At 50.1% G+C, this 18,040-nt stretch carries 21 protein-coding genes; 12 read left to right on the top strand and 9 right to left on the bottom strand.

Annotation, left to right across the window (positions count from 1 at the left end):
* Window positions 1–56: 56 nt before the first annotated feature.
* Window positions 57–383: a hypothetical protein gene (locus tag HQN60_RS05610; protein ID WP_173532736.1), complete on the top strand. Its 327-nt coding sequence runs from the start codon at window positions 57–59 to the stop codon at window positions 381–383.
* 56 nt (window positions 384–439) lie between these two features.
* Here the strand turns inward: HQN60_RS05610 and HQN60_RS05605 are convergent, their stop codons facing one another.
* Entirely contained in the window at window positions 440–1,720 is a 1,281-nt protein-coding gene (locus tag HQN60_RS05605; protein ID WP_173532735.1) for a ferredoxin reductase family protein, read from the bottom strand.
* Between the two features lie 418 nt (window positions 1,721–2,138).
* Here HQN60_RS05605 and corA point away from each other — a divergent pair, with 418 nt between their 5' ends.
* Complete coding sequence (gene corA / locus HQN60_RS05600; protein ID WP_173532734.1) at window positions 2,139–3,101, top strand: magnesium/cobalt transporter CorA; 963 nt, start codon at window positions 2,139–2,141, stop codon at window positions 3,099–3,101.
* Between the two features lie 442 nt (window positions 3,102–3,543).
* On the opposite strand, the gene HQN60_RS05595 is transcribed toward corA, so the two are convergent.
* Window positions 3,544–4,179, bottom strand: coding sequence for a TetR family transcriptional regulator (locus HQN60_RS05595; protein ID WP_173532733.1), 636 nt, complete (start codon window positions 4,177–4,179; stop codon window positions 3,544–3,546).
* Between the two features lie 128 nt (window positions 4,180–4,307).
* On the opposite strand from HQN60_RS05595, the gene HQN60_RS05590 reads away from it, so the two are divergent.
* A complete protein-coding gene (locus HQN60_RS05590; RefSeq protein ID WP_173532732.1) occupies window positions 4,308–5,660 on the top strand; it encodes an MATE family efflux transporter in 1,353 nt (450 codons plus the stop codon).
* A 101-nt stretch (window positions 5,661–5,761) separates the two neighbouring features.
* Here HQN60_RS05590 and HQN60_RS05585 read toward each other — a convergent pair whose 3' ends face one another.
* The 7 genes from HQN60_RS05585 to HQN60_RS05555 all read right to left on the bottom strand — a co-directional run bounded on the left by HQN60_RS05585 (window position 5,762) and on the right by HQN60_RS05555 (window position 10,431).
* Window positions 5,762–6,418 (bottom strand): DUF799 domain-containing protein, encoded by a 657-nt coding sequence (locus HQN60_RS05585; protein ID WP_173532731.1) that lies wholly within the window; start codon window positions 6,416–6,418, stop codon window positions 5,762–5,764.
* A 12-nt stretch (window positions 6,419–6,430) separates the two neighbouring features.
* Window positions 6,431–6,799 (bottom strand): DUF4810 domain-containing protein, encoded by a 369-nt coding sequence (locus HQN60_RS05580; RefSeq protein WP_217390259.1) that lies wholly within the window; start codon window positions 6,797–6,799, stop codon window positions 6,431–6,433.
* A gap of 23 nt (window positions 6,800–6,822) precedes the next feature.
* On the bottom strand, window positions 6,823–7,491 hold the full coding sequence (locus HQN60_RS05575; RefSeq protein ID WP_173532730.1) for a CsgG/HfaB family protein: 669 nt from the start codon (window positions 7,489–7,491) through the stop codon (window positions 6,823–6,825).
* 233 nt (window positions 7,492–7,724) lie between these two features.
* Entirely contained in the window at window positions 7,725–8,783 is a 1,059-nt protein-coding gene (gene aroG, locus HQN60_RS05570; protein ID WP_173532729.1) for a 3-deoxy-7-phosphoheptulonate synthase AroG, read from the bottom strand.
* Window positions 8,784–9,141: 358 nt separating this feature from the next.
* Window positions 9,142–9,555: a Fur family transcriptional regulator gene (locus tag HQN60_RS05565; protein WP_173532728.1), complete on the bottom strand. Its 414-nt coding sequence runs from the start codon at window positions 9,553–9,555 to the stop codon at window positions 9,142–9,144.
* A 1-nt stretch (window position 9,556) separates the two neighbouring features.
* Entirely contained in the window at window positions 9,557–9,973 is a 417-nt protein-coding gene (gene dksA / locus HQN60_RS05560; protein WP_173532727.1) for an RNA polymerase-binding protein DksA, read from the bottom strand.
* Window positions 9,974–10,125: 152 nt separating this feature from the next.
* Window positions 10,126–10,431 (bottom strand): c-type cytochrome, encoded by a 306-nt coding sequence (locus HQN60_RS05555; RefSeq protein ID WP_173532726.1) that lies wholly within the window; start codon window positions 10,429–10,431, stop codon window positions 10,126–10,128.
* 153 nt (window positions 10,432–10,584) lie between these two features.
* Between HQN60_RS05555 and HQN60_RS05550 the strand changes: the two genes are divergently transcribed.
* The 9 genes from HQN60_RS05550 (at window position 10,585) to tolA (ending at window position 18,036) form a co-directional block, all read left to right on the top strand.
* Window positions 10,585–11,427 carry an energy transducer TonB gene (locus HQN60_RS05550; protein ID WP_173532725.1) on the top strand — a complete coding sequence of 281 codons (843 nt, stop codon included), beginning with the start codon at window positions 10,585–10,587 and terminating at the stop codon, window positions 11,425–11,427.
* Window positions 11,427–11,948: a crossover junction endodeoxyribonuclease RuvC gene (gene ruvC, locus HQN60_RS05545; RefSeq protein WP_173532724.1), complete on the top strand. Its 522-nt coding sequence runs from the start codon at window positions 11,427–11,429 to the stop codon at window positions 11,946–11,948. Before HQN60_RS05550 ends, ruvC begins: the two co-directional genes overlap by 1 nt.
* A gap of 267 nt (window positions 11,949–12,215) precedes the next feature.
* Window positions 12,216–12,683: a hypothetical protein gene (locus HQN60_RS05540; RefSeq protein ID WP_173532723.1), complete on the top strand. Its 468-nt coding sequence runs from the start codon at window positions 12,216–12,218 to the stop codon at window positions 12,681–12,683.
* A 75-nt stretch (window positions 12,684–12,758) separates the two neighbouring features.
* The gene (locus tag HQN60_RS05535) at window positions 12,759–13,394 is read left to right on the top strand and encodes a phosphatase PAP2 family protein (protein ID WP_173532722.1); all 636 of its coding nucleotides are present in this window, start codon (window positions 12,759–12,761) and stop codon (window positions 13,392–13,394) included.
* 160 nt (window positions 13,395–13,554) lie between these two features.
* Window positions 13,555–14,148 (top strand): Holliday junction branch migration protein RuvA, encoded by a 594-nt coding sequence (ruvA, locus tag HQN60_RS05530; protein ID WP_173532721.1) that lies wholly within the window; start codon window positions 13,555–13,557, stop codon window positions 14,146–14,148.
* A 413-nt stretch (window positions 14,149–14,561) separates the two neighbouring features.
* Window positions 14,562–15,602: a Holliday junction branch migration DNA helicase RuvB gene (gene ruvB / locus HQN60_RS05525; RefSeq protein ID WP_173532720.1), complete on the top strand. Its 1,041-nt coding sequence runs from the start codon at window positions 14,562–14,564 to the stop codon at window positions 15,600–15,602.
* Between the two features lie 310 nt (window positions 15,603–15,912).
* Window positions 15,913–16,590, top strand: coding sequence for a protein TolQ (tolQ, locus tag HQN60_RS05520; protein ID WP_173532719.1), 678 nt, complete (start codon window positions 15,913–15,915; stop codon window positions 16,588–16,590).
* A 136-nt stretch (window positions 16,591–16,726) separates the two neighbouring features.
* Complete coding sequence (locus tag HQN60_RS05515) at window positions 16,727–17,140, top strand: biopolymer transporter ExbD (protein ID WP_173532718.1); 414 nt, start codon at window positions 16,727–16,729, stop codon at window positions 17,138–17,140.
* Window positions 17,140–18,036, top strand: a complete 897-nt coding sequence (gene tolA / locus HQN60_RS16325) for a cell envelope integrity protein TolA (RefSeq protein WP_173532717.1) — start codon at window positions 17,140–17,142, stop codon at window positions 18,034–18,036. Before HQN60_RS05515 ends, tolA begins: the two co-directional genes overlap by 1 nt.
* The last annotated feature ends 4 nt before the right edge of the window (window positions 18,037–18,040 follow it).

The raw sequence follows: 18,040 nt of genomic DNA, 5'->3' as shown, positions 1-18,040 counted from the left end.
TGCGTGGGCGGCGATCTAGGCTAAGTGAGGGATTTGGACCAAACAAGGTGAGGCCGATGTTGGAAGTTAAGCTGGCAAGCAATCGTTATTTGGCGCTGTTTTTTCGCTGTTTTAAACCGCATGCCGCGGCGGTAAAGCACAATATTACGCATGAATTACCCAATATTATTTTGCATCGACCAGAGCAAATCAAAGCGGCTTATCAGCTCACGCGTGAAGGGCGGGTAATTTATGAATACAAAATCGTGTTGCCACAGCATATTTGTTTCCGAGCGGCTTACACGCAAAATGGGCGCTGTATTACGGTGTTTTTTATTTCCGACATTTTAATTAAGCATGAATTTGTGCAACGGTTGGCGGCCACCGATTTGGTCGATGGATGAGTTCGGCAAAAAAAGACCCGCCGGTGCGGCGGGTCAAAGCAGTTGATTGTTGCTGCTTAGCGCATAGCAAAAGCTTCATGGTGAAAGCGGGGTGCGCTGGCTTGCTGGCTTAAATAATCCTGAATCATTTGCCCTAATCCGGCTGGGCCGCAGTACCAAATATCACTCAGTTGCTCGATGGGGATTTGGCGAATATCGAGTCTTTGCCCTAAATCGCTTTCGATTAAATGCAAACGAATTTGTTTTTTGGCGCAAGCGGCTTGGATTTCAGCCAGTCGTGCCGCATGGTCGGCGTGGGTGACACAGTAATAAAAATCAATCGGCTGCTGCTGAAAATTGGCGCTTTCTAGCCAAGCTAAAAAAGGCGTTACGCCAATCCCACCGGCAATCCACGCTTGACGCTGTGCGCCGCTGGCCTTGCCATCAAAGCGGCCATACGGGCCTTCGATTTGTACGGGGCCGCCAACGTGCAGCTGCTGCGCGAGTGTACGGGTATAGTCACCCAAGCCTTTGATGATAAAGCGTAGCTGGCCATTCCCCCTATCAGCAGAGGCAATCGTATAGGGATGAGCGCCCTCGGCGGGGTCAAAACTCACTAGCGCAAATTGGCCAGCGGTATGCCCAGGCCAGCGGTTTAACTGGCAAGTCACTTCTAACTGATTGGCCGCCAGTTGTTCAATATGTTGGATCTGGCCTTGGTGTTGTTGGCGTTTGCCAATTTGCCCAAATAGCGAATACAGCGCACACAGCGAGCCAGCGAGCAAAGCAACGGCCATTAAGCCACCCACTGGCGTTAGCCAAAATTCGCTTGGCATTAAAATCAGGCCATGAAATGCGCCCATTAAAAATAGCGGGGCAAATAGCTTGTGCACTTTGCGCCAGTAGCGATAAGGCACGGCGCGCAGTAGCGCTAAAATCACCATCGCCAAAATCGCCCATGCCGCCCATTCACCGACGTCTTTGGCCAAAGACACCAGCGGATCTTTGATTTTGGCGCCGCTACGAATGCGTGGCGCAGCCCATTCCATTGCCATTACTAGTTTGGGCGACAATTTAATTAACCAATGCGCGGCCAGTAAAATCCCCGCCGCAATCCCGAGTTGCTTGTGCAGCGCATACATTTTATCCAGACCACTAAGCCAGTTTTCTAGCCATGCTGGGCGTACGGCCAAGAGCATCGCGGCAGACATCACCGTCATCAGCTGCACACCTGTGAGCAGCACCAGCTCGTGCCGCCATTGCCAATAAGTTACAGGCATGCCGTTTTGTAAGTAAGTGGCTGCGCAGTACAGCAGCGTGCTGATGAGTAAAATCAGCGGCAGTGGTTTGATATGCATTTGAATTTCCTTGGCGGTGGCGGGCATCTCGGTGGCGTTTTGATTGGCGGTTTAAACCGCAACGCCGCGAGCCCAATTCATTCAGCGCGGCAAAAAAACCAACGTCAACAGACCCTAGCTGCGTTAATCCGAGTTGCCATTAAGCGCCGGGAATATGAAGTGAAACTTAAGCTATGTTATTTAGCTGAACATGGCCTGTCGTTGACTTACAAATTGGCGCGGGCTAAATACAGTGTTTGCTGAGGGTTGGTCGCAAATGACTATGCCAATCCCATGTGTTTTGATGACTACGGCGGTATTGCGGCGATTGTACGAATGGATGCAATTTGTCGTGTGCAGCAGGGCAAATTGCCTGTAGCGCAGCGGCTGCGCGGCGTATAATCGGCGCGTTTGCCGCTTTAACCTTTCAAGGCTCATTATGCTCAATGCCTTTGTACTGTCTGCTGGTCGTTTAATTCAGGTGCCTGCCTTGGTACCCGAGGATTTATCGCGCCCCGAAGTGTTGTGGGTCGATATGGTCGATCCCACCGACGACGAGCGTGAATTAGTGCAAAAGGTGTTTAAGCTCGAACTGCCCGAAGACGAAGAAGTCAAAGACTTGGAAGAGTCGGCGCGCTGTTATGTTGATGAAAACGGCGTGCATATGAGCTCGTTTTTTCTATCGCATTCTGAAGACGAATACGCCAACGTAACCGTGTCGTTTTTGCTGAATCAAGGGCGCTTACTGACCATTCGCCAAGACGAGCTGGCGGTGTTTCGCTTGTTTCGCTTACGCGCTCGGGTTCAGCCGGGTTTTGTTGCTACCGCGCAAGAGATTTTGCTGGCGATTTATGATGCCGCAGTGGAATACGACGCCGATGTACTCGAAGAAATTTATACCCAGCTCGATGGCGTGAGCCGCCGAGTGCTCGATCGCAGCGCCGAAATGACCGATGAAATCATGGGCCAAGCGCTGGCCGAGCTGGCTGGCCATGAAGACATTAACGGTAAAGTGCGCCTCGATTTAATGGACACACGCCGCGCGCTGTCGTTTTTGCTACGCAGCCGCGTGTTGGCCACCGCGCAAGAGGGCGATTTGCGCGAAGTGCTGCGCGATTTAGAGTCACTGAATAACCACAGCGCGTTTTTGTTCGACAAGATTAACTTCTTGATGGATGCGGTGATGGGTTTGATTAATCTGGCGCAGAATAAAATCATTAAAATTTTCTCGATTGCCAGCGTGGTGTTTCTACCGCCCACCTTGGTCGCCTCAATCTACGGCATGAACTTCGCCCACATGCCCGAGCTCGCCGAAAGCTGGGGCTACCCCGCCGCCTTGGTGCTGATGGTTCTATCCGGTATTTCTCCGTATTGGTTCTTTAAGCGTAAGGGCTGGCTGTAGGTATATGGCTGTAGCAATTTTTGAATGTTGGCTACAAGCAAATACCCATAGATTAAGGGCAATGTTCAGATTACGTGTTGATCGTTTTTTAAGTGCCTGCGGCACGGGTGTTTTACAGTCGCAGTCCGCGACGGGGACCCTCTTTTCTTTGTCTCGCCAAAGAAAAGAGGGGAAAAGAAAGGCGATTTTGATCTCGCCCAGCTCCGCTGTTCCCTCGATCGATCGTGAGCCAAACGATAAAGCTGTTTGTCTCTCTCCTCACTCGGTGCGCTTGGACGGGTGTTTAAGCCCCAGACCGACGAGCGCGGCACGGCATCAAATCTGAAATCACCCGATGATAAAAGCCAGTTTAACTATGGATGTGCGTCCGTCGCGGACTGCGACTGTAAAACAATGTGCCGCAGGCACTTAAAACCATCAACACGTAATCTGAAACGCCAGATTAATCGGCGCTACGTTGTAAATGCGGGGCGTTTTTTAGGCTGCTGACGGCATTGCGTAGCAGGCGTTCGCAATCGCTGGCGGCGGCGTTGGGGCGCTCGGGGTAAAAGTCTTGCAGCAAATCATATAAACCATCAAACACCGTATGCAGATACAAATTACTCAGCCGCAAATCGAGCTTGTTGGCTAAGGCTTGCTGCGCGACCGCGCGGCGTAATAGCCGTAGGCTGTAATGCATCGAGCGTTTGGTGATCAAATCGCGGTGCCGAATCAGCGGCATGTTTTCCGCACTGCGCTCGCAGCGGTAATACAAAATGCTAATCACCGTTTGAATCGAGCCAGATTGATTAAATAAATTCAGATAATACATGCCGGTTTGCACCAAGGCTTCCAGCGCATCGCTGCTACTGGGCGTGAACTGCATTGCCGGGTGCGCCAGCATACGGTCGCTCATGGCTTTGCAAACGTCGATTTTATTGGGGTAGTGACCATACACCGCGCCACGTGACACTTGGGCAGCATTGGCAATGTCGGCCATGGTGGTTTGGGCAATGCCTTGTTTAAAAAACACTTGTTCGGCGGCGTCTAAAATTGCGTCACGGGTTTTTTGCGCGTCTTCTTTGGTTTTTCTGGCCATGATTACCCTTGTTCAACCCAGCTTAATCAGTCGGTAATTATTGCATGAATTTAATTAATCGTGCGTGATTGATTAAATGTTACGATGCCGACTTTATTGACTTTGCACCCTGCGTGCATTGAGATTGTATGTCGTCACAAGCAAGGGCGGATTTAAATCAACTGCCGGCAAACAGCCAATTTTGGCGCTATGTGCTGCCCTCGGTCGCCGGGATGTTGGTGGTGAGTTTAGATGTTTTAATCGACGGGATTTTTGTCGGCCGTTATGTCGGCGCGCATGCGCTGGCGGCGATTAATTTGGTGTATCCCATTGTGATGTTGCAGATTGGCTTGGGCACCATGGTCAGCATGGGGGCGGCAACGCGGATTTCGATTTTGCAAGGCGCAGGGCAAACCGCAGCAGCGCGGCAAACCTTGGTCAATACGCTAATTATCATTGCCCTATTGGGTATTGCGCTACCCGCCATTGGTATCAGCCAGTTGGAGCGGATACTGGTGCTACTAAATGCCGATAATGCGGCGAGTGTGTTGCATGAAGCGCGCTCGTATTTGCGGTTTATGCTATGGGGCGCCGTGGTGAATATTGGCCAGATTGCGGCGATCTTTTTGATCCGCAATGATGGCCAGCCTAGGTTGGCCACGGTGTTAGTGATTTTGAGTGCCTTGAGCAATATCGCTTTAAATTATCTATTTTTGGTGCATTTTCAGCTGGGTTTAGCGGGCGCGGCGATGGCCACGCTGCTGATTGAGGGCTTTATTACGCTGGCGGGCTTGGTGTATTTCTTTAGCCCAATGGCGCATTTACGCTTGGTGCTGGCTGATTTACGCGCTGATTGGGCCAGTATGCCGGCGATGCTGAAACTGGGCGTTTCGAGCTTATTGATGGAGGGTAATTTGGCGCTGTTGATGTTTGCGCATAATTATCAGCTATTGGAATACGGTAAGGGCAATGATGTCGCGGCATATGCGATTGCCGGTTATACCGAGGCGGTGTTTATTTTGCTGATTCACGGTTTGGCGATGGGGATGCAGCCCTTGCTGAGCCACGCCACAGGCGCTAAAGACGACAAACGCTTGGCGCATATTTTAAGCTACGGTTTGCGAGTCAGTTTGGCGATTAGTGTGGTGCTATTGATTACCGTACAGTTGTTTCCGGCGGCAATTGCATCGCTGTATATTGGCAACGATCCCGCCTTGGTCACGTTGGCAACCGAAGCTTTACAGCTCCATCTCTTTGCCTTGCCGTTTGATGGCATCTTGATTGTGGGGGTGATTGCGTTACAAGCCATGGCGCTAACGCGCTTGGCGATGGTAGGGACCTTGGGTAAAACATTGCTGTTGATCCCGGCACTATGGCTGATGCCGCAATGGTGGGGCGTTACCGGTATTTACACCGCCTTGCCGCTGGTAAACATGCTGCTCGGCAGCGTGATTGGCTTGGTGCTTTGGCAGCAGCTACGTCGGCTAAAAAATGAGGGCTAATTAAATAGTACCAGGTGAGTATGTCTTTACCCGCACATCCAAAAAGGCCAGATAGTAATACTTTGAGATTACTATCTGGCAAGTGCGGGTACATTATTCGCTTAATTCAAGCCATAGTTAGGTGAACGTGGGCCATAAAGCAGTCCATTCACTCGATTAGGATTTAATAGGCGATAACTAGTAACACCCGCCATCACATGGCTTTGATCGGTGGTTGTGTTGATAATTTGATTTACGACGGCAGTAACTAAGAGCGCAATAAGACTGCTACTTGCCGCTTGGTTTTCTGCGCTAGAGGCCGTGGCACTACCGTTCCAAAGCATTTCTCCTGTGCGTAAATCCATCAGTTTGGCATTGGCAGAAACGACGACATCGCTGCTGATAATGTTATAGCTGGTGCCGTATTTTACTACGTCGATATACAGTGCTGTGTCAGCACCAAATATTTCTACTAATTTGGCTGCTTCAACAGATTGAATCTCATTTGGGTGAACCAAACCATTTTGTTTAAAGGTTTCATTCACGACGGCGACGGGATAAACGTAGTAGCCTGATTCAGCTAATGGCAAAGTCAGATGCGACAGTACGCTATAACTAGCATTTATATCCGGAGATGAATTGACTGGAGGTAAAACTAAAATTGATTTAGGTTTATTTTTTTTTAGCGCCGTGTAGTCATAAGGTACGGGCTGATGAGCACATGCCGTTGCCAATAAGGCAATTAGCAGTGTTAATGCGAGCTTGATCGTTCTCTTCATCACTGTATCCAATTATTTTTTATTTAGATTGAGAAGTAAAAAATTCATATAGGTTGTTGATTCAGGATAAAGCAGTTTTTCATTTTCAAATTGTTGCTGCACTTTATCGATTTGACCTGAATTAGCGTAAAGCATACCTAAATGTGCATGAAAGCCGGGAGGAACTGCCAAGCCTTGCGCTTTGGCTTTTTGCTCTTGCTGTTCTAATGCAATGATTTGCTCGGCTGGGCTTGACTGCGTATTTTTAAAATAAGCATAAACCTCTTTTTGATAACTGCCCCAGCTATAGAGTGGTTTTTGTGGTGTAGCACAACCCATTAAGACGCCTAAAATAAGCACACTACTCCAGCATGTGACGCGTTTGAATACCATGGTTTTCATCGTGTTTATACCTTGATCAAAAGTTATTTGTTTGGCTGCCAAGCACCTGATTCAATGCCTTTAACCAAATTGTTCACTGATTCACGAATGGCTAAATCAAGCACTTTACCGTTCAACGTTGAGTCATAACTCGCGGTGCCACCAAAGCCAAGGACTTCACGATTGTTGAGTTCATATTCACCAGCGCCTTGGGCTGAGTAAACTACTTCAGCCGTTTCGGTATTAACGATATTTAAATTTACTTTTGCATAAGCAATTTGAGATTTACCACGACCGAGTAAACCAAAAAGCTGCATGTCACCGATTTCTTTTCGACCAAATTCTGTTACATCACCAGTGACAATATAATCAGCCCCTTTTAGTTTCTGTTTCTTGTTTTTAAAATTAGTTTCTTGCTCTAATTCTGCGAGATTTTCTCGCTCAAGAACTGTAAATCGTCCTGTTTGCTGTAAATGAGTAATTAAAATTGTTTTAGCTTGGCTACCAAGTTGATCCACCTTTCCAGCAAAGACACCGCGCATATAGCTGGAACGATTATCAAATTTACCTACTGCAATTGGTGCGCGCTGGCCGGTATAAACCGTATTTGCACTGGTCACTTGTGTGATCGGTAAATTGCGCGACTGTTCAGTAGCACATCCGCTGAATGCGGCCAAAAGGATTACTGCATATGACATTGAGCGATAATTCATTTTTTTTCCAAAGCATTTTGATTAGAGTCCAACTTACGAGATTCTAACATTTAGCTTTGTTTTTCGCTGATAATAGTGCGGCGTCATATTTTTTCGCAATGTTGATTGAATTCCGTTGAAAAATTCTGAATTGCATTGTTTGCTTGGATATAAAAACACCCCAGAAATATGGATTGCTCCAATTTGTGGGGTGTATTTAAATTTTGCGGAGTTTTCGATTAAATCAACGTCAATTAAGCCAAAGCGCGGCGCTGGGCGACGGCTTGGGCTAGATCGCTCAGTACCGTTTCGGTGGTGTCCCAGCCGATACAGGCATCGGTAATCGATTGACCGTAAGTGAGTTCTTTGCCCGCGCCATCGTCTTGGCGGCCTTCAATCAAATGGCTTTCGACCATCACGCCAAAAATCGCGGCACTGCCGGCGGCGATTTGGGCGCAAGTGTCAGCGCAAACCACGCTTTGGCGGCGATAGTCTTTGCTGCTATTGCCGTGGCTAAAGTCGATCATGATTTTCGGGGCTAAACCGGCTTTGCTGAGTTCTTCAGCGGCAGCGCGCACATGGCTTTCTTCGTAATTAGGCGTTTTGCCGCCGCGCAAAATCACGTGACAATCTGGATTGCCACCGGTGCCAACAATCGCTGAATGACCGTATTTGGTGACCGACAAGAAATGATGCGGCTGACCAGCTGATTTAATGGCGTCAAAAGCAATTTTAAGATTGCCATCGGTGCCGTTTTTAAAGCCAACTGGGCAAGACAAGCCCGATGCCAGTTCGCGATGCACTTGTGATTCGGTAGTGCGCGCGCCAATCGCGCCCCAGCTCATTAAATCAGCCACGTATTGCGGCGTGATCATGTCGAGAAACTCACCGGCAGTCGGTAGACCGAGATTGTTTAAATCGACCAATAATTTACGCGCAATGCGTAGGCCTTCATTGATATTGAAGCTGCCATTAAGGAATGGATCGTTAATCAGTCCTTTCCAGCCGACGGTGGTGCGCGGCTTTTCAAAGTAAACGCGCATGACAATTTCAAGGTGATCTTTATATTGTTCACGCAGTTTGACTAAGCGCTGACCATATTCAATCGCCGATTTTGGATCGTGAATCGAGCATGGGCCAATGATGACTAAGAGGCGATCATCTTTGCCAGTGAGCATGTGATGAATCGCTTGGCGCGTTTCAAACACCGCGGTGGAAGCCAGCTCGTTGACTGGATATTTTTCAATCACAGCCACTGGCGGTAGTAATTCTTTAATTTCGCGGATACGGACGTCGTCGGTTTGGTATTGCATGTGATCTTTCCCTGCCAGCGGCTGCCATGACGGCATTTATTCTTAGAAAAGGCCTAGGGCCTGTTGACGTTGAATTTTTTGCGGGTAAACCAATCGTCAACAGGCCCTAGATTAAAGACTAATGCTAGTCAGTTCAAGGAAATATCCATTAAAGCCTGCAAAGGTGTTGCTTCATTAAATGTGCAGGGTGTGCCAAGCCTTAGGGTTTGCGCACGCGGATACCATCGCTAATTCATCGGCCTCGACTTGCGCCAAATCATCGCCACTGCGTACGCCAAGGTGCGCGCTACAAAACCATAGGTAGTATCAAAGAGGGCAATACGAATCAGTCGGGTGCGGTAATCGGCAGAGCGCGGGCTTATTTTAAACAACTGGCGCAGACGCCTTTGACGGTGATTTCAACCGCGTCGATTAAAAATTGCGCTGGAACGGTGAGGGATAAATCGGTGCTGACATGTTCAAGGCAGTAAAAGCGCCCGCAGCGGGTGCATTGAAAATGCGCGTGTTGATGGGGTTTGGATGCGACCGAAAAACGCCAAACGCGATCGTCGCCGGCGAGTTTATGCGCCAAAGCCATGTCGGTTAGCCAATCGAGTACGCGATACACCGTCACCCGATCGGCATCGGGATCGAGCGTGGTTAATACATCTTGGTGTGACAACGGGCGTTGGGCGGTGAGTAGAACGGCCAAAATATTAACCCGCGCTGCGGTGACGCGCGCGCGGGTTTGTTTGATCAGTTCGCTCGCTTGCGCTTGCGCTGTCTTATTCATTTTAGTCTGCGTATTGCTTTTTCTGGCGTTCGCGGCGCTCTTGCGCTTCAACGGTTAAAGACGCTGTTGGACGAGCCAAGAGGCGCAATAAACCGATTGGTTCGCCAGTGTCTTCACAAAAACCGTAGTTGTTGGCGTCAATATTGCGCAGCGTTGAGTCGATTTTCAACAGCAATTTGCGTTCACGATCACGGGTACGCAGTTCAAGTGCGTATTCTTCTTCGAGTGTTGCGCGGTCCGCCGGATCAGGGGTGGCTTCTTGTTCTTGCAAATGATTGGTGGTTTGTGTCGCGTTGGCGACCAATTCTTCCTTCATTTGCACCAAACGCTCGCGAAAAAACTCGAGTTGGTCCGCATTCATATAATCATCTTCTGAACCTTTCCAGTTGATGATGTCTTGTTCTGTGAGCTTGGCCATGTTTCTCTTCTCGCTTATCTGTAAACCATTACTGAGGTAATCGCTGCTGATCAGCGCTTACATATGATGAAACAGTAAATGGGGAAGCAGCTTAATCAACAACGCATTGTTATGCAATACACCATTTATCACACTTTTGTTAATCTTTTGTCTTATTGCGCTAAAACCCAGCGAATGATAGTGCGTAAATCTTTATCATCAATTTGCTGTGCTGGCATCGGAATCGGCCCCCATTTGCCGCCTGGCAAGCCTTTGCGGACTTCAGCCATCAACATTTCTTCGGCGCCTTTTTGCCCTTTGTACTTGGCAGCGACCTCTTTATACGATGGACCAACAATCTTTTTATCGATTGAATGACATGCCAAACAGTTGTATTTTGCCGCCACTTTTGCGCCATCATCAGCCGCAAGTGCGGGCGTAGCCAGTAAGGCAGAAATTAATATCAGTCGCAACATCATCGAATCCCTTAAAGAAATAAGTGTTTCCTTTATTCTACTCCGCTTCCTCTAAACCTAGGGTGCTGCGTAAGCCGAGTGTCGGCTGTGCTACACTCGCGCGGTTAAAGCTTGGGTTTAGATTAGGAATAGAAAATGGATCGGCGGGAGCGTTTTATGGCAATGGCCATTGGTTTTTCAATCATTGCGCATGCCTTTCCAATTTTTGGCATCAAATTTGTGATGCCCGATCCACGGCAGTTTTTATCGCAACAGCCCTTGGATATTGTGCTGGTGAATCAAAAAACCAAAACTCGGCCAACGAAAACCGACGTTGAAGCGCAAGCCGATCTTGATGGCGGGGGCAATACCGATGCTGCTAATCATCGGGTGAAATCACCGTTGCCTGCCGATAGCCGTGTGCCATCACCTGAGTTAGAGCAAATCGAATCGCAGCAAAAGCAGCTGGAAGCGCGCGCTGAGCAGCTATTAACCCAACTAAAAAATAATCCTAGCTTGAGTAACGCCGGCAAAAATAGCCCCGATCAGCAGCAAGGTCAGGGGCAGGCGGCAGAAACCCGCAAGCAGCAAGATCTAAAAATGGCCGGTTTAGCCGCGCAAATCGATAAGCAAAATCACGATTATCAAAGTAAACCGCGTAAAGCTTTTGTCGGCGCGCGCGCCAGACAAACTAGCGTGGCGGTATATATGGACGATTGGCGACAAAGAATCGAGAAAGTCGGCACGCTGGCTTATCCGGTCGACAGCCATGGCAATAAAATCTATGGCCAGCTACGCGTCACGGTAGAAATTGCTGCCGATGGTCGTTTGCTGCATACCGAGATTGATAAATCCTCGGGGAATTCGCAATTAGACGCTGCGGCGGTGCGGATTTTAAAAATGTCATCGCCGTTTAAAAAACTGCCGCCCGATATGCTCGACGCTGCTGGTAAACCCGCTCAAATTCTCGTGATTACCCGCACGTGGACGTTTGAGCGCCAAGCGACATCGATTAACTGATGCGTATCCTTGGCATCGACCCAGGTTCCCGCACCACTGGTTTTGGCGTGATTGATGTGGTGGGGCAAAATCGTATTTATGTGGCATCGGGCTGTATCAAAACCCAAGGCGGCCCGCTGCCTGAGCGGATTAAAATTATCCTCGACGGCATCGCCGAAATTATCCGCACCTATCAGCCCGATGAATCGGCGGTGGAACAAGTGTTCGTCAACGTCAACCCTGCCGCGACGTTGATGCTCGGCCAAGCACGCGGCGCTGCGGTGGCGGCCCTGGTATTGGCCAACCTGCCAGTGGCCGACTACACCGCGCTGCAAGTTAAACAAGCGGTGGTCGGCAATGGCCATGCTGATAAAGAACAAGTTGGCCTGATGGTGCAGCGGCATTTGCGCCTATCGGGCGTACCGCAAGCCGACGCCGCCGACGCGCTCGGCGTCGCTCTCACTCACGCCCAACACAGCGGCGGTATTGCCAAAAAGTTGATGGAATATCAACTCTCAATGAAACGCGGCCGCATGGCGTAGTGTGGCATGTTCAGATTTGGTGTTGATGCATTAAATCACCACTGCTTGAGTTGCGCGACTGCAGCGCCTTCCCCCTTGATGGGGGAAGGGTGGGATGGGGGTGTTGAGCGGTGCGCCGGCGTATCACCCTCACCCTAGCCCTCTCCCATCAAGGGAGAGGGAATGCCGCGATGCTTTAACCACCATCAACACCTCATCTGAACGACACCAAATATATACAGGTATATCTGCATAACCATTTATTCACAACGCCTAGAGGCCAAACCTATGACGATCAATGATTACGCGCTGTGGCGTGGGCTGCATGTGTTGGGCGTGGTGTTGTGGATTGGTGGTGTGGCCTTTGTGACGACGATTCTGATTCCGGCGCTGCGCCGCAGCGGTAATGATTATGCTTTGTTTGAAAAGCTAGAGCATCGTTTTGGGCTGCAGGCCAAATTGAGTACGCAAATTGTGCTGATTTCGGGCTTGGCGATGCTGTATCTCAGCAATGCTTGGTCGCGCTTGGCCGATACCTGGTGGCTGTGGGCGATGATTGTCACGTGGGGTATCTTCACGTTGATGTTGTTTGTGCTGGAACCGTGGCTGATACATGGCTGGTTAAAGCGCAAAGCACAGCTTGATTCAGCGGCTACGATGCGCTTGTTGCAGCGATTGCATTACGCTTTACTCGCGCTCAGTTTGCTCACCGTTGGTGCTGGCGTAGTGGGGGCGCATGGCGGCGCTTGGTTTTAAAAGCGTATGACTTATTACCTACATTGTCATTTTCAGCTCAGTTAGAATCGCGCAAAATTGATTTGGAATAATTAAATGCGCTCTTTTAGCTTACGGCAACATCCTCGCACCCAGGCCGTGCGGCGTTTTCAATGGTTGGCGCTGGCGGGGATGGCACTATTGCTACTACTCATCTTGGCGCTGGAGCATCCTTATTTAAATGCCCTTGATTTGGCGATGAGCCAAGCGCTGTATAGCGGCCCGGTGCGTTTGAGCCAGATCTTGGCTGCGCTGATGAGCTTTGCCGGTTCGCTGTTACTGGCCTTGGTGTTGGCTGCCTACTTTTGGCGCTCCGATCGGCTGGCGGCAATCGGTTTACCGTTGAGCGTCGGTGCGTGTTGGGCTTTGGCGGCAGCAATTAAATACACCGTGCAAAGACCTCGACCGGAGATTTTACATTTGGCGCACGCCAGTTCGCCCTCGTTTCCCAGTGGCCACTCGATGGCGGCGTGGACGCTGTCGATGGGGTTGGCGTTTATTTTTGCGCAGCGCTATCCCGAGCGGCAAAGCCTGTTTTATATCTTGGCGCTGCTGTTTGCGCTGGTGTGTGGCTTATCGCGTGTGGCTTTAGGCGTGCATTATTTTAGCGATGTGCTGGCGGGCTTTGCTGCGGCCACGTTGATTGTGGCGGTTTTTGTCATGCGCTACGCCAAATCAAGGCGGGATTTTTAGTCGATAGCGGCTTATTTGCAGCGCGCTGATTTCAAAGTGAACGAACGTCCAGTATTCGCTGTTACAATTGAGTGTATTCATGGGTCGGCCGAGACCGACATATTGTCGATCGTCGTGATGAGTCGACGACTCTTTTGCTTCACTTTAAGGAAATCAGCGCATGATCGGACGTCTTACTGGCCTTATTCTCGAAAAACAGCCGCCGCATATTGTGATTGACGTGAATGGCGTTGGTTATGAAGTGGATGTGCCGATGAGCACTTTTTATGTGCTGCCGCATTTGGGTGAAAAAACCACGCTGTTTACGCATTTATTGGTGCGCGAAGACGCGCAATTACTCTACGGCTTTGCCAGTAAAGACGAGCGCAATAGCTTTCGTACCTTAATTAAAGTCTCGGGCATTGGCGCCAAAATTGCCTTGGCGATTTTATCGGGCATGGGTGCTGACGAGTTAGCCAGCGCGGTGGCCGCCGAAGACATTAAGCGCTTATCGACCATCCCCGGCATCGGTAAAAAAACTGCTGAGCGTTTGGTGCTCGAATTACGCGGTAAGCTGGCGACCAGCAGTTTAACCAGCACGCCCGGCGGCTTGCCATTCGCTACCACGCCGGATGATCGAAGTGATATTCTCAACGCCTTGCTGGCCTTAGGCTACAACGAGCGCGAAGCCAATATGGCAATGAAAACGCTGCCGCTGGATGCAGATGTTTCTACTGGCATTCGGATGGCGCTCAAATCATTGGCTAAAGGCTAAGGTGTTTTGGATACACGTGGCATCGTCTACTGTTGAGCACGGCAATGTTCAGATTGGGCGTTGATGCTGTGCCGCGCTCGTTGAGTTGGGGCTTGAAACCCGTCCAAGCGCACCGAGTGCGGAGGGAGACAAACGGTTTTATCGTTTGGCTCACGACAATCGAGGGCACAGCGGAGCTGGGCGCGCTCGGGTCGCTTTTCTTTGCTTACTTTCTTTGGCGACGCAAAGAAAACGAAGTTTCTGCGCAGCTAAAGTAAGTCCTCGTCGCGGATTGCGACTGTAAAGCAAGGTGCCGCAGGCACTTAAAAAACGATCAACACGTAATCTGAACATTGCCCTTGGCACAATGGTATTGAGTTGCAGCCCATGCTTTTCATTGGCTAGGTTCAGATACATCACTAAAAGTAAAAATCATGATCGAAACTGACTCGCTGTTTTCAGCTCCGCCGCCCGATCGATTGATTGCGGCGCAAAAGATTTCCAGTAATGAAGACGCGCAAGAGCGTGCTTTACGGCCTAAATTGCTCGACGAATACGTAGGGCAAATGAAGGCACGCGGCCAGCTGGAGATTTTTATCGAAGCGGCGAAAAAACGCGGTGAAGCGCTAGATCATGTGCTGTTGTTTGGCCCGCCGGGCTTGGGTAAGACTACGCTGGCGCATATTATTTCCCGCGAATTGGGGGTGAATTTGCGGCAAACGTCGGGCCCGGTGTTGGAACGCGCCGGCGATTTGGCGGCATTGCTGACCAATCTTGAGCCGCACGACGTGTTGTTTATTGATGAAATCCATCGACTCTCGCCGGTGGTAGAAGAAATCCTCTACCCAGCGCTCGAAGACTTTCAGCTCGATATTATGATTGGCGAAGGCCCTGCGGCGCGCTCAGTCAAACTCGATCTGCCACCGTTTACCTTGATTGGCGCGACCACGCGCGCTGGGATGTTGACCAATCCGCTGCGTGATCGCTTTGGTATTGTGGCGCGTTTAGAGTTTTATACGCCGGAAGAGCTAACCCGCATCGTCACGCGTTCAGCGAGCTTGATGCAGGTGGAGATGGACGAAGAGGGCGCTTTTGAAGTGGCGCGGCGCTCACGCGGCACGCCACGGATTGCCAATCGTTTATTGCGGCGAGTACGCGATTTTGCCGAAGTGAAACACGATGGCAAAGTCACGCGCGAAGTGGCGGATGCGGCGCTGCAAATGCTCGACGTCGATCATGCGGGTTTGGATGTGATGGATAGAAAAGTGTTACGCGCGATTTTGGATAAATTTGCCGGTGGCCCCGTGGGGCTAGACAATGTGGCGGCGGCGATTGGTGAATCGTCCGACACCATCGAAGAAGTGATTGAGCCGTATTTAATTCAACAAGGCTTTTTGCAGCGCACGCCGCGTGGCCGAATGGCGACTTTAAGTGCGTATCTACATTTTGGTCTGGAAGCGCCAAAAACAGAGTAATGGCAAACTTCGTGTAAATATTACGCAATTTATGCCATTCCATTAAATCTTCATCGATTGACCGCGGATAAATCCCGTAAAATAAGTAAACTTTTTACGCCAAGCTCACTCTTAAGGAGCTTGGTCGGTGCCATCGAATCTAATTGTGGTGGTGGCGCTGGGGCTGAAACCACCGCGCGGCGAAGTCTGCGCATTGGAATGCTGCGCGTGCTACCGCTGTTCGTTCTTCGTTTGCCAATCAATTTTTCTACTTTTATGCGAAATCGAGTCGTTACTCGAGTTCGCTGAGCCCTATTTGGAGTTTTGCTACATGGCACCTGTTGAAGATATGTCGATTATTAGCTTGGTTTTGCAAGCGAGCTTTGTCGTTCAGATGGTAATGGTGTTATTGCTGGCGCTGTCGTTCATGTCGTGGTGGCATATTTTTACCAAGCATTTCACCATCAGTACCGCCAAAAAACATACTGATGAATTTGAAGATCGTTTTTGGGGCGGCTCGGATTTGAACGCCTTGTATGAACAGGTAAAACACAGCCGCAACAATATCGGCATGGAAAAAATCTTTATGGCCGGTTTTAGCGAGTTTTTAAAATTGCGCCAAAAATCGGGTATGGAGTTATCCGATGTGATGGAAGGCACCCGCCGCGCGATGCGAGCGTCTTGCCAGCGTGAACTGGATTATTTAGATAAGCACACCTCGTTTTTGGCCTCGGTCGGTTCAGTCAGCCCGTATATTGGTTTGTTTGGTACGGTGTGGGGCATTATGTATGCGTTTAAAGGCTTGGGTAATGTGGGCCAAGCGACTTTAGCCACCGTGGCACCGCATATTGCCGAGGCTTTGGTGGCTACGGCGATTGGTTTGTTTGCCGCGATTCCTGCCGTGGTGGCGTATAACCGCTTTGCGCATGATGTGGATCGTTTAGCCGGTCGTTTTGATACGTTTATTGAAGAATTCTCGAATGTATTGCAACGCCAAATTGGGCGCTAAGTATAAAAAATATTGAACCACAGCGGCGCAGAGGCGTAGAGAAAAACCGCTTCGATTTTGAATTTCTCCGTGCCTCGGTGTCTTGGTGGTTTAAGACGTGGCTTTAAATTGCCGCCATATTCTAAGGATTGATCTTATGGCTCGTCGCCCTCGCCGTGCTAAGAATGAAATTAATGTTGTGCCCTATGTTGACGTGATGTTGGTGTTGCTGGTGATCTTTATGGTGGCCGCACCGGGAATGCCTTCGGGTTTGGTCGAGCTGCCCTCGGCTGGCAAATCGAGCCAGCAAGTGACCGGCAATCCCATGACGGTGGATATTGATAAAGATGGCGCCATTACGCTCAAAGACGGTCAAGAAGTCACGTCTTATCCCGATGCCAAGGCGCTCGCTGCGGCGATTAAAATCAAAGTGGATGCTGCCGCCGGTACTGAGCGCCCAGTGGTGATTGCTGCGGATAAAAATGTGCGCTACGACGCAGTGATGCAAACCACCGACGCGCTACGCATGGCCGAAATTCCCCGAGTTGCTTTACAGGTCTCACAGCAGTAATGAAGCCAAATCAATCCAATTATCCGTCTGAACATCAAGGCCTGGCGCTGGTTTTAGCCATTGCGATGCATTTGCTGTTGCTCGGATTATTGCTGTTTTCTGTGCAATGGAAAACCAAGCAGCCCGATCCGGTGGTGGTCGAATTGTGGGGCGCGCCGCCGCCAGCACCGGTACGCCAGCCTATGGTTGAAGCTAAACCAGAGCGTAAAGTGGAGGCCAAAGTTGAGCCGCAAATTGATCCAGTCAAAGCGCCGGATGTGGTGACAGAAAAAATCAAAGCTAAGCCAACCGCCACCGTGAAACCAACGCCGACGCCGACGGTCAAACCGACGCCAACGCCAAGCGCTAAACCGAGCGCCAAGCCTACCGTGAAGCCGACCCCAGTGGCGACAGCTAAGCCAAGCGTGGTGGTGCCGCCAGCGAAAGCCAGCGCCGCGCCGAAAAAAGCCGAAGTGAAAAAACCGAAGAGCGAATTAGAAAGCGCCTTGGGCTTTGATAATTTATTAGGTGCCGATACGCAGAGCAAACCCAATCCGAACGCTAAAGCCGGCGGTAAAGTCGGTGGCACTGGCGACACCGTTGGTGCTACGGGTGGCGCGGGTAAAGGCAAGGGTTCGGGCGTGGGTGAAGGCTATGCACGTGGCGTGGGGCAAGATATTAAACAGAAGATTGTTTATACCCCAAGCAATCAAAATCCACGCGTGACGTATAAGATTCATTTATTGCCAAGCGGTGAGATTCGCCAGATTGAGTTAATCAAGGCCAGTGGCGACCCGAAATGGGATGAAGCGGTGAAGCGCGCAATTCAGTTGTATGCGCCATTCCCAAAACCGCCAGCTGGCGCAACATTTAATGATTACCGTGATATTCGCTGGGAATTTGCCCCCAAAGAGTAATGAC

The organism is Deefgea piscis (assembly GCF_013284055.1).
Taxonomy (GTDB): domain Bacteria; phylum Pseudomonadota; class Gammaproteobacteria; order Burkholderiales; family Chitinibacteraceae; genus Deefgea; species Deefgea piscis.
This window is presented reverse-complemented; position numbering and strand designations above follow the sequence as displayed.